Origin of the sequence: Natrinema hispanicum (assembly GCF_004217335.1) — an archaeon.
GTDB classification, from domain to species: Archaea; Halobacteriota; Halobacteria; order Halobacteriales; family Natrialbaceae; genus Natrinema; species Natrinema hispanicum.
In genome coordinates, this window is the sequence record NZ_SHMP01000008.1 from 87,664 (window position 1) to 99,637 (window position 11,974).

An 11,974-nucleotide genomic window follows, 5' to 3' on the forward strand; every position below is an offset into this window, starting at 1 on the left:
AGATCCATTTGCAGTGACTGGACGATGAAGATCATATTGTCCGATCGGGCTGAAGCGTTTTGGATCGAACGTCGGGGGGAACTGACTGTAACTGGCAGGATGTTCAGTAAGAAGTGCGTACACATAGTTATCCCTCAGCGCCAGACGGGTACCCCTTTCATTCATTGGTGGTGGGACATTCGCGCCCTGTATCCAGCAGTGGAGTAGCGTGCTGTTCAGACTCTGCCGGAGGTCAGCTGCTGAATTCAGAAGATGCGTTCAGCACGACCGTCAGTACGAAGCGGAAGACGAGCGATAACACTAAATCGGCGTCGGTTTTAGGCAAACCTAAAGCGCTGCACGCACAAAGACAGTCCACCGTAGACACGTTAGTGGCTCGGTAATCTTCCACAAAGACAGATCGGTTCTAGTAACTAAACCAGTCATCGATGTTGCCACCTGAAACCACAACTACTAAAAGTTTTTAGGCGCACCTAAACACGGATGGCAGAAACACAGTCGGTTAGTGGCCAGACACCCGCCCAGCAACGAGCGGGATGGGTTACGGGGACGCTTGTCCTCTTTTGTCTGGCGAGTACGATCGTCACCGTCATCGCTGGGCTTGTCCAGGTGAGTTTCGGGGAGTATTCGATGACGTTCCTCGAGGCCTGGCGGGCAGTGTTCAATCCCAACGTGATCTTTAATATCAACACGTGGTCGGCGTTTCTGTTCGGGACGGAGCTTCCGGAGATGAGTACCGCGAGCATCGTCGTCTGGGAGCTCCGACTCCCGCGCGTGTTCGTGGGGGTCATTACTGGTTCGACGCTCGCGGTCTCCGGTGCGATCTTTCAGGCCGTAACGCGCAACGAACTGGCGAGTCCCTTCGTGTTGGGAGTCAGTTCCGGTGCTGGATTCGCAGTCTTGGCGACGCTGATCGTCTTCAGCGGGCTCGCGTCGATATTGCCACTCATCGCGACCCTGGGAGGCGCAGTTGCGTTTATACTCGTCTACACGATTGCCTGGAAAGGCGGCACAAATCCCGTCCGTCTCGTTCTTGCCGGCGTCATCGTCAACATGGTCTTTCAATCACTCCAACAGGGGCTGTTCTTTTTCGCGGACGACCTCGGTGTCGTCCAGACGGCAGTCGCTTGGCTTACGGGATCACTGACGGGAACCGGCTGGGACGAGGTCAGAATCGCGATCCTCCCAGCGGTCCTCTCGTGTGCAATCGCGATCGGTGGGGCGCGACAGCTGAACGTGTTGATGCTGGGCGAACGTACTGCCCGATCGCTCGGGATGCGCGTCGAACGGACTCGCTTTCTCCTCTCGGTCGTCGCCATTCTGGCTGCAAGTGCTGCGATCGCTGTCGCCGGGATTGTCAGCTTCTTCGGGCTCGTCGTCCCGCATATCGTTCGAAATACCGTCGGCGGCGACTACCGACGGCTGATACTCGGCTGTCTCTTTGCCGGCCCTGCACTGATGGTCGTCGCCGACGTCGGCGCACGTCTCGCGCTGTCTGGCACCCAGCTTCCCGTCGGCGTCGTCACTGGACTGGTCGGCGGTCCGTACTTCCTCTATCTGATGCGCAAGCAACAATCGATGGGTGAGTTATAATGGCACGCACACAGGACCACGAACGCGAACAGGACCGGATTACTGACGAGGACGGCGTTGCCATCGACAGCGCACTCGTCGGTGAGAATCTCGAGTTGAGCTATCCGACGAGTGAGGAACCGATCGTCGACTGTGCACGCCTCGATATCCCCGAGGAGGCGGTGACCGCACTCGTCGGCCCGAACGGCAGCGGGAAGAGCACACTGTTGAAGGCGCTCTCGAACCACCTCGAGCCGGAGACGGGAACGGTCCGAATCCACGGCGAGGACCTCGACTCGTTCAGTCAGAAAGCACTGGCGCGCGAACTCGGTGTCCTCTCTCAGGAGAACGACTCGCTGGGCTCGATTTCCGTCGAGGATCTCGTCTATCACGGCCGGTACCCCCACCGTGGATTTTTCGACAGCGTTAGTGAAACGGATCGCGAGGCAGTCGAGCGCGCGCTCGAGTTGGCGGGCATCGAACACCTCCGAAACGCCGAACTCGGGCAACTGAGCGGTGGGCAAAAGCAACTGGCCTGGATTGCAATGGTGTTGGCACAGGACACCGATGTCCTGTTGCTCGACGAGCCAACGACGTTTCTCGACGTTCACCATCAGTTTCGCGTCCTCGAGACGATCCGTCAGCTAAACGAGCAGAAGGGGGTCACCGTCGCTGTGATACTCCACGATATCTCGCAGGCAGCGCGTTTCGCCGACTATCTGATCGCGATGTGTGACGGCGAACTCTACGACTGGGGACCGCCCGAAGAGGTAGTAACCGAACAGTTGCTCGCCGACGTCTTCGGCATCGAAGCGACCGTCAGGTACGAACCCGAACTACAGGTCCTCCCGAAGCGTTCGTTGCCGAATAGCCGGTTGTAGTGGCTCCGTTCGGAACGCTTTTATATTTTTAGGCTAGCCTAAAAGATGATGGAGGCTGGCGTGAGACGGACGAGACGTGGGGTACTGAAAACGGGGGCGGCAATCGCCGGACTCGGCGTAACTGCTGGTTGCCTCGACGATTCTGGATCATCGAATAACAGAGCGGATGGAGAACACGGACATTCCGTTACCATGGAGCCCGTTGGTACCGTCGAGTTCGATACCGTCCCGGAACGGTGGGTACCCTACACAGGAGATTACGCCGACATGGGCGTTGCACTCGGGCAGGCTGATGGACTGGCTGGCATCGGCCTCCGGAGTCGGTTCGCCGCACACCACTACGACGAGTTGCCGGGCGTCTCGGTCGAGACCGACGAACTCACACAACTCTGGCAGGGCGGTACCGACCGCGAAACCTTCTACACTATCGATGCGGATGTCCACCTGATCGACCCCAACTTCATGATCAATCGGCTCGGCTGGAGCCAGGACGACGTCGACAGGGTCGCGCGAAACGTCGCGCCGTTCGTCGGCAACACGATCTTTTCAGCCAGTTACGACTGGCACGACTATTCCCGCTACACGCTGTACGAAGCCTTCGAAAAGGTAGCCGCAGTGTTTCAGGAACGGGAGCGCTACGAGGCGTTCGAACGACTCCACGAGGACGTCATCGCGAATGTGCAGTCGCGACTACCTGACGAGCGGCCCACCGTTGCAGTGCTCGTTCCTGCGTCCCAACAACCAGAGGCGTTCTATCCGTACCTCATCGACGAGGGAACGCAATCCAAACACTGGAACGACCTCCGTGTCGAGGGTGCGCTGGCGAAAAACGGCGTCGCCGATGCGCAAGCAACCGGCGGAACCATCGACTACGAGACGCTTCTCGAGATCGATCCAGACGTCATCGCGATCCGACAGCAGGGAGCCGTTACCGACGCGGCGTTCGAGGACGGAATGGTCTCGTTCCTGCGAACCCACGACACCGCGAGCAACCTCCGAGCGGTCCAGAACGATCGCGTCGTCTACGGCGGGATGACCTACCAGGGACCGATTATCCATCTCTTCCAGCTCGAGCGGGCCGCACAGGGAATCTATTCTGACGAGTTCGGCGACGAGGAGCTGTTCGACCGGCAGGCGGTCGCTGACATCGTCACTGGCACGTTTTAGGACAAACGATTGCCTGGCTTCGAAACGCTTTTCAGTTTTTAGGCCAGCCTAAAAGCTGATGAACGGGGAAAACTGTTGGACGAGACGAAACGTACTTCGAACGAGTGGCGTTATCGCTGGCGTGAGTACAATGGCCGGCTGCATCGGCGGGAGCGGAACATCAGCTGACGACGCTGCGTACACGGTGTCGATGCCGCCAGTTAGTGAGGTCGAGTTCGACAGCGTCCCGAAGCAGTGGGCGGCCAATAACGGTAGCTGGGCCGACATGGGAATTGCGCTGGGTCAGGAACCACCTGCAGTCCTGTATCTCGCCAGTCGATACCATACGCAGTATTACGACGAGATTCCGGGCGTAAACATCGACAAAAGCGATATGGAATCGTTCTGGGGAGACGGCACGTTGGGTCCGGAGGAGGTCCTCTCGATGAGCGAACGTGTCGATATGTTCGCCATGGACCCGAACTTCGTCATCAATCGCGGTAACGGCTGGAAGCAGGAGGACATCGATCGAGTGGAGGCGACAGGAACGCCTTTCTTTGGCAACAGTATCTTTTCGACCGGCTATGGGTGGCACGACTACGACTACCTCTCGCTGTACGAGGCCTTCGAGAAGCTGGCGCAGGTCTTCCAGGAAACGGAGCGATACGAGGCCTTCGCGAGTCTTCATGACGAGTTCCAGTCGAACGTCGCCGATATCGTCCCACCGGAGAGCCAGCGGCCAAGCGTCGCTATCATGTGGGCGACCGAAAGTGACATGGGATCGTTCTCTCCGTACCTGATCGGCGACGGAACGAGTTTCAAGCAGTGGCGTGACCTCAAGGTCACGGACGCGTTCGCCAATACAGACGTGCAAGACTTCCATAACACGCGTGGTTCAGTCGACTACGAGACGCTCCTCGAGATCGACCCCGATATCCTTCTGTTCCGCGGACAGGAAGCGAAGACCGCCGAGGAGTTCCAGAACGCGATCGTCTCCCAGATGGAAAACGACAGTGTCGCCAGCGAGCTAACAGCAGTCCAGAACGGCGATGTCTACCGAGGTGGGCCGCTCTATCAGGGCCCAATTACGAACCTCGTTGTGACCGAGCGGGCAGCCAAACAGCTCTATGACGTTGAGGTAGACCTCTACGACCGGAAGGAAGTCAGCGACATCGTCAACGGCGACTATTAGGCCCACCAAGTGTGGGAGTTGAGTCGTTTTCGGCGGACCTGCCCCAACGGCGTGTATCCAGTCGGGAACGTGCGCGTCAGCGACCAGCGACGACCGGTATCGACGGCCGCTGTTCGATTGCTTTATAGCGTCGCGTTAGAGTCAGTCTCATGCCGTTGTTTTGGCTAGCCTAAATCGAAGGAGTTATCAACTTTTAGGTAAGCCTAAAAAATATGCGACCAAGCAGACGGGATCTATTGGCAGCGAGTACGGCCGCAATTGTAGCTGGACTTGCCGGCTGTAGCGCTTCAGGGGAAGCTGAGGGCAACACGACAAAAACAGCCTCACAGGGAACCGACGAGGCAGAGACGGCCGCGTCAGTGAATGCGGCTGTCAGCGCAGAGTGGAACGCGATGCGCGCCCGTCTCTGGGATTCCCTTTCGCTGGGCATTGCCGATGAAACGGGCGCTGGCGCATCGGTCGCTCAGCAGACGTTTGCCCGGTTCGAGCACGCCTCCGGGAAGTACGGTGCGCACGAGATGCTCGAGGCGACGAGTGAATCGAACTACGAAGAGTTCGAGGAAGCGCTGGGCGAACTCCGAACGGCAGGACTCCAGGCCGAAAACATCAGTCGCGCTCGCGAGGAGACAGCTATCGCGAGCACGCAACTCGCGGAGGCCCAGCAGGCACTCGCTGGCGAGACGACGGCGCACCTACTCGATCTTCAGTTGTTCGGGGTTACTGTTCAGAACGCCGCGTTCCTCGCAGCCTCGGGGAACTTCGAGGCGGCACAAACCACCGCAGCAAACGTCCTGAGTCGCTTCGAAGAGGCGGCGGTTCACGATGCGCTCGCATCGGCCGACAGCGAGACCTACGCGACGTTCGAAAGCGCCGTCGCGGCGGTTGAATCGGCTGCTGGGAACGAAAATAGCGAGAACGTCCAGAAAAGTGCCACCGAGGCGTTTAAAGCGGCTATCGACGGGAGCTACGCGCTTGCTGACGCTGAGTCCGCCGCGGGTGCAGGGCACATGGCAGCGCTCCAGGCCCGGGGCTGGGATGCGGCGGCACTCGCATCGATGGGTGGCCCATCCTCGTCGTTTGCACATGCTGCCGCATTGACCATCTATCGCGCCCGCGCGTATGACTGCCAGTGGCTCGCCGCTCGTGGCGAGACTGACCGCGCTGCGACGATGGCGAGCGACATTTTCGCACACTTCGAAGGCGCACGAGCACACGAAGCGCTCGAAGAGGCCGACGGCGACGCCTACGAAGGCTTCGAAGCCGGCCTCTCGGATCTCCAGTCCGCGATCAAGAACGGAAACGCGTCCGGTATCGACGACGCTGTCGCGACGGTCGATTCGAACCTCGTGGCCGGAATCGAGGCACTCGCCGGCGCGAACGCACCGCTTCTCGAGGCGGCGTTCTTCCGAGCGCGGTTCGATGACGCCCGTGAACTGTACCGCTTGGGCCAGAACACCGTCGCTGCCTCGATTGCTGAAGACCTCTTCGAGCGGTTCGAACAGAACGAACTCGGGGTCCACGAGACGGTCGAGTCGACCAGCGAGGAGCTCTACACCCAGTTCGAGGAAGAGCATCTCAGCGGTCTGATCGACGCGTTCAAGAACACGAACGACTCCGGTGTCGAAACCCATTACGAAGGAGTCCAGTCGACGCTACTGGAGTTCGAAACGATGGCCGGCAGCACCGCGACAGTGAGCGGTGCTGAGGGTGGCTACATGGCCGCTCGCGGCTTCGACGCCGCCGTCCTCGATACGCTCGGAAATGACAGTCGGGCGCAGGCAATCGCTCAGGACGCGTTCGAACACTTCGAGTCAGGCGCGGGCGGCTACCACGAGGCGCTCGAAGAGGCGGACGAATCCATCTACGAGACGTTCGAAGAACGCCTTGGCGGCATCTCCACGGCTGCCAGCAACGGCGACGACGTGTATCCCGTCACAAAGCAGTTCAACGCGGAGGCGCTGGCGTCGGGTTACGCCATCGTCAGCAGTAGCGGTGGTTCACATACTGAGGCTGCCGCGGCCGTAATGCAGGACGTATTCGCCCACTTCGAGGAGGCTCGCGTCCACGAACTGATCGAGGAAGCCGATCACAACGCCTACGAAACCTTCGAGGCACAACTCGACGCCTACATCACTGCGCTTCAAGAGGGCGGTGACATTGGTGGGGCAGCTGAGTCGTTCGCGAACGCCTCGCAGTACGCGCAATTCGCACTTGTCGACAGCGTCGAAAAACTGCCGCTCGATCTCGACTTAGCCGGAGCATCGGGCGGCTCACACTCCCACTCGGACGACGGTCATGGCAGTAACTCAGACCTCCAAGGCGACCCAAATGTCGTCGACGGCGTCCCCGAGGACGCAGATCACGTCATCGACATGACTGCCGTCGCATACGAGCCGGCAGAGATCACGGTCTCGAAAGGAGACAAAGTGGCTTGGGCCTACGCGAGTGGCGAAGCGCACTCCGTGACCGCGTATGAGGACAAGATTCCCGCCAACGCCGAATACTGGGCGTCGGGTGGCTTCGACTCACAGTCCGCAGCAGAGACCGGCTGGGAGAACGGGAACGGTGCCGTCCAACCCGGTCAGTCATACGTTCACACCTTCGAGGCGACTGGGACACACGAATATTACTGTATTCCCCACGAAGCCGCTGGAATGGTTGGGAAAGTCATCGTCGAATAGGGACTCTGACCCAGCCTACGACTCGATTATGATGGTTCGAGAGGCCGTAGGCGTCTAAGGACGACGAAAGAGTGCCCTCGTGTGGGTTTGAACGTGACCGCGACACGAACGCGGCGATGAACGATTACGATACTGCCGATGTTCTCGTCGGCCATCAACTCTGCCAGTTCGGCGAGGATTGTCGTTGGAGACGCGCTTATGACCTCTTTGCGGACGATTGGCTTGATCTCTGGCATGGGGGTCACCGCTCCAAGATGACGGTGGGTGTTCACTGGCACCACACAGAGCTTCGCTGCCTGGTGCGATAAACATAGTATCGAACCGGGTGTGCACTGACCGGTACCGGCCCTCGCGGTCAGAGCGCTGTCCGTGTCTGCACGCGCTCATCGAGCGGACCTGACCGTGTTTCGTTGTGACTCCGTCAGCGAACTCATACTGTCGGACAGAAATCAATACGAAGTCAATCGTGAATTCGCGGCCGTCTCCACCGGTGACGGCCGCACCAGAGCGACCAATTTTCACGTCGTTCTGTCCGGCAGTCTAAAAAGCAGTGAGAGACCATGTCGCTGTGACCGGTCGGTCGATATTACGGTCGAGTGCCAACAGGAATGACGTAGAGTGGTCGCTGATTTGCCGGTGCATCGACGATCTGTCGGACACGCTCGTTGTCGAAGGCCCCGATCGTCACAGTCGAGAGAGTAAGTGATTCGGCCTGGAGATAGATGTTCTCGCCGACGTGGCCGGCTTCCATCGGCACGTACCGCAACTTTCCACGTTTCCCGTACTTCTGTGTCGTGCGCTCGTCGGTCGCACTCACCACGATGTCGATGGCTGCGTCCTCGACGTCTTCTTGATCGAGGGCTGCCTGGCGCAACCGGGACTGGACGTTTCCGGACTTGACCTGTCTGAGTTCGTGTTCTTCTGGCTGGTACTGATAGACACCCTGCTCGAGATTCTCGACGCCAGGGGTTCCGACGACAACGTACAGCTCCAGTGGATACAATGCGCCGGCACTTGGTGCTGCTCTGTAGCCAGTTGATCGGTCGGTCACACCTTGAGCGGACCACAGTAGTTGGCTGAGCTCCTGTCGTGTCAGCGGTTGCGTTCCGTACTCACGTCGAGATCGTCGGTTCGCGATCGCTTTTTCGACTGATGTATCGCTCTCTTCCTGTGGAGAAGGGAGCGAGAGAGCCTCGTTCTGGAAGAGATCATGGTTCGCAGCCCGGGTTCGTCTGGTTACCCCGAGTACCGCCTCCAGGCCCGCTGTCATGATGCCGATCGCCCCTAGGGTGACGATTGTCCGCCTCGACGGTCGTTGCATGGTAACTAGGAACGTCTACTGAAAGAGTGAAAAACGTCGCCATAGCCCGTCTTAGCTACATATCTGCTTGGTTGTACGAGACGATTTGGAAGCGTCGTTATACCTCAGTACACCAAGGGCTAGGGTGGGGTAGTTGACTACCGTTCACATCGTTCGTTGACCAGATCCGCGAACATATCGCACCCGTTGGTCAAAGAAGGTATTTATCATCGTGCAGTTGAGCGGTAATATGAACCGACGCTGGTTTCTTGGTCTTGCTGCGAGTGGTGGAATTAGTGCCACAGCAGGCTGTGTATCCCCTTCTGGGGATGCGTATGCCACGTTGCAGAGTCTACATTTGATAAACCCCCTTAGCGAGTCTGTAACGGTGGACGTGAGAGTAGAACGAGATGACACCGATGAAAGAGTATATCTGGAAACCCATGAGATTCTGACGGACCCAGATATGCTTACGCTCGATTGTGTCTGGCCGGATGCACCTTTGACAGTGGTGGTCCGACATGTGGATGGTGAACGGAACTCCCTCGCTACCTCTGACTATGAAGACTGTTTGGGAATTATAGCCGAGATACGCAAAGATAGACCGTCATTCGTGACGCATAATTCCGAGTGTCCGATTCGTACCGCAGAGTGTCACACTGATGTGACAGAGTAACTGTTCCAGATACGATACTGACTGGACGAGTTTTGACCGGTATCTGCTTTCCCTTTACCTGAATTGAGGCGCTAAGGCCCCTTCCTCAACGAGCGACCGAAGAGAGCGAGTGGGGAGGGGTAGTTCGCGCTCGAGTTCTGAGAGCGTCTTGATTCGCTCATCGGTTGGTGGATGTGTTCCAAAGAGGTAGCGTTTGAGTCGATGTGTCCATATCACGAGCCACCAATACGACGGTTCAATGTCTCCGTCCGGTCCAAGCATGACTTTTTCGGGTTCGTCCGATTCAAGTGGCAGAACGGATAACGAAGAGACACTCGAAGCTTCACGGAGATCTCGAGTCGGTGTGTCGGCTACTCCCTCGTCGAGTTGCCGGAGAATACATAGCGCAATTGTAGCATGAACTGACGGTTGAATAGCGAGGTCCGTGAGCGCTCACTACAGGGACAGATAGTCGATCGAGAATTTAGATATAGTTATCCGTCTATCACTATCGTCGTGGCGTGAAATTGTTCCCGAGTCTCGTCACTGTATTATATGGAATGTTGGAGTGCAAATGTGTGAGATGGTCTCAATCGCTGTTGTGGGCCACTCGGAGAGGCATGAGCTATGAGCGAAGAGAAAACCCACACGACGTCAGTATCGGACTCTCAACCCCTGCGGGCAACGCGTCGAAGCGCACTTCGTGGGGCGGGCCTCGCCGGAATGCTCGCGATGGGAGGTGCCAGCGCCCGCCAAGACGCCGGTATGCGACTCCACTGGCACCGCCGTGACCTTCGTGTGACTGACAACCCGGCGCTGTCGGGCGACGACCGCTTCCTCCCGGTGTTCGTCCACGATCCCACGATACTCGCCTACGGCGCGCCGCCCGTGGTGTCGTTCTTACTCGATGCGCTCGACTCATTGCGCGAGCAGTACCGCGAGCGCGGCGGCGAACTGCTCCTCGCCCGTGGCGATCCAAGCGCGGTGCTTCCTGACCTCGCCGCAGCCTGCGACGCCGATGCGGTCACCTGGAACCGTGACTACTCCGGACTGGCGAGCGAACGCGACCGTGCGGTCGCGGCGGCGCTCACCGACGCCGGTGTCAGCGTCGGCGTCGAGCGGTTCGGCGGCACTCTCCTCCACGAACCAGAGAGCATCACGACGAACGACGGGGGTCACCACTCCGTCTTCTCGGACTTCTGGGAAGAGTGGCGCAACCAGGAGAAGGCCGACCCCGTCGCTGCGCCGGTTCGCGGTGACGTTGTCGACCCCCGTAACAGCCTCGACGAGGAGTGCCTTGCCGAGGACTCCGGTGCCGCCGGCTCGCTACCGTCACTCGCCGACCTGGGCTTTGACGAGCCCGAAGCCGACGTGCAGCCAGCAGGCACCGACGCTGCCCACGACCTACTCGCCGACTTCCGCGAGGACACTATCTACCGCTACGGGGACGACCGCGAGTACCCCGCCCGGGAGTCGACCTCGCGCCTCTCGCCGCACCTGAAGTTCGGGACAGTCGGCGTCCGGACGGTCTGGAAGGCCACTGAAGACGCGGCGGCCGCCGCCAGCGACGAGGACGCACGGGAGTCGATCGAGGCGTTCCGGCGACGGCTTGCCTGGCGGGAGTTCTACGCACACGTCCTCGACGCGCGCCCCGATGTAGTTACCGAGAACTACCGCGAGTACCCAGATGAAATCCAGTGGCGCGACGATCCTGAGGGGCTCCAGGCGTGGAAGGACGGCGAGACGGGTTATCCGCTCGTCGACGCCGGGATGCGGCAGTTGCGCACCGAGGCGTGGGTTCACAATCGCGTCCGAATGGTGGCCGCCTCGTTCCTTACGAAGGACCTGCTGATAGACTGGCGCGAGGGGTACGACTGGTACCGTCAAAAGCTTGTGGACCACGACACTGCCCACGCCGCCGGCGGCTGGCAGTGGGCTGCCTCGACGGGACCGAACGCTCAGCCGTATTTCCGGGTCCTCGACCCCACGATCCAGTCCGAAAAGTACGACCCGGACGGCGAGTACGTCAGAGAACACGTCCCCGAACTCCGGGACACGCCGACCGATGCCATCCATGAGTGGCCCACGCTGGATGCCGAGAAACGCGCCGCCATTGCGCCCGACTACCCCGAACCCATCGTCGACCTCGGCGAGCACCGCGAGCGCGCAATCGCGGCGTTCGAGGCCGCGCGCGGCGACGGCTGACGAGGCACGCGAGAAGCGGCACCGTCAGGAGCACAAGGAAATGGTGGGGATGGTTTGTGGTTCGGGCTATCTTTCTTCAAGGATAGAATCCCGGCGTTTACGCCGTCATCAGAAATCTTCGATTTCTGATTGCCCGTCAGACGTAGTCTGACGACCGGGCGTGAATCTGACAACGCTTACGCAGTCCCCGTTCGGTAGCAATACGGGTATTTAAGTTCAGTCGAGATGTAGTATGACATACACCGAGGCGGCACGTCCGCCCACCTAATCGGACAATATCGGGACTCCGAGACCCAGAACGTTCGAGACACCCATCTCGAACCGCTGTGGTGTCTCGGTCAC

7 protein-coding genes and 1 pseudogene are annotated in these 11,974 nt (G+C 59.3%); 6 read left to right on the forward strand and 2 right to left on the reverse strand.

Annotation, left to right across the window (positions count from 1 at the left end):
- Positions 1–483 precede the first annotated feature (483 nt).
- The 5 genes from BDK88_RS18425 (at position 484) to BDK88_RS18445 (ending at position 7,472) form a co-directional block, all read left to right on the forward strand.
- The gene (locus BDK88_RS18425; protein WP_130501627.1) at positions 484–1,593 is read left to right on the forward strand and encodes a FecCD family ABC transporter permease; all 1,110 of its coding nucleotides are present in this window, start codon (positions 484–486) and stop codon (positions 1,591–1,593) included.
- A complete protein-coding gene (locus BDK88_RS18430; RefSeq protein WP_130501628.1) occupies positions 1,593–2,453 on the forward strand; it encodes an ABC transporter ATP-binding protein in 861 nt (286 codons plus the stop codon). Before BDK88_RS18425 ends, BDK88_RS18430 begins: the two co-directional genes overlap by 1 nt.
- A 48-nt stretch (positions 2,454–2,501) precedes the next feature.
- Positions 2,502–3,620, forward strand: coding sequence for an ABC transporter substrate-binding protein (locus tag BDK88_RS18435; RefSeq protein ID WP_130501629.1), 1,119 nt, complete (start codon positions 2,502–2,504; stop codon positions 3,618–3,620).
- A gap of 58 nt (positions 3,621–3,678) precedes the next feature.
- Complete coding sequence (locus tag BDK88_RS18440) at positions 3,679–4,791, forward strand: ABC transporter substrate-binding protein (RefSeq protein WP_130501630.1); 1,113 nt, start codon at positions 3,679–3,681, stop codon at positions 4,789–4,791.
- Positions 4,792–5,003: 212 nt separating this feature from the next.
- Positions 5,004–7,472, forward strand: coding sequence for a DUF5059 domain-containing protein (locus BDK88_RS18445; protein WP_130501631.1), 2,469 nt, complete (start codon positions 5,004–5,006; stop codon positions 7,470–7,472).
- 586 nt (positions 7,473–8,058) lie between these two features.
- Here BDK88_RS18445 and BDK88_RS18455 read toward each other — a convergent pair.
- Together BDK88_RS18455 and BDK88_RS21905 are read right to left on the reverse strand one after the other, a co-directional pair.
- Positions 8,059–8,793 (reverse strand): SagB/ThcOx family dehydrogenase, encoded by a 735-nt coding sequence (locus tag BDK88_RS18455; RefSeq protein ID WP_207225329.1) that lies wholly within the window; start codon positions 8,791–8,793, stop codon positions 8,059–8,061.
- A gap of 709 nt (positions 8,794–9,502) precedes the next feature.
- A pseudogene (locus tag BDK88_RS21905) lies at positions 9,503–9,823 on the reverse strand (hypothetical protein); the annotation flags it as partial.
- A 369-nt stretch (positions 9,824–10,192) separates the two neighbouring features.
- Between BDK88_RS21905 and BDK88_RS18465 the strand changes: the two are divergent.
- The gene (locus tag BDK88_RS18465) at positions 10,193–11,632 is read left to right on the forward strand and encodes a cryptochrome/photolyase family protein (protein ID WP_130501728.1); all 1,440 of its coding nucleotides are present in this window, start codon (positions 10,193–10,195) and stop codon (positions 11,630–11,632) included.
- The last annotated feature ends 342 nt before the right edge of the window (positions 11,633–11,974 follow it).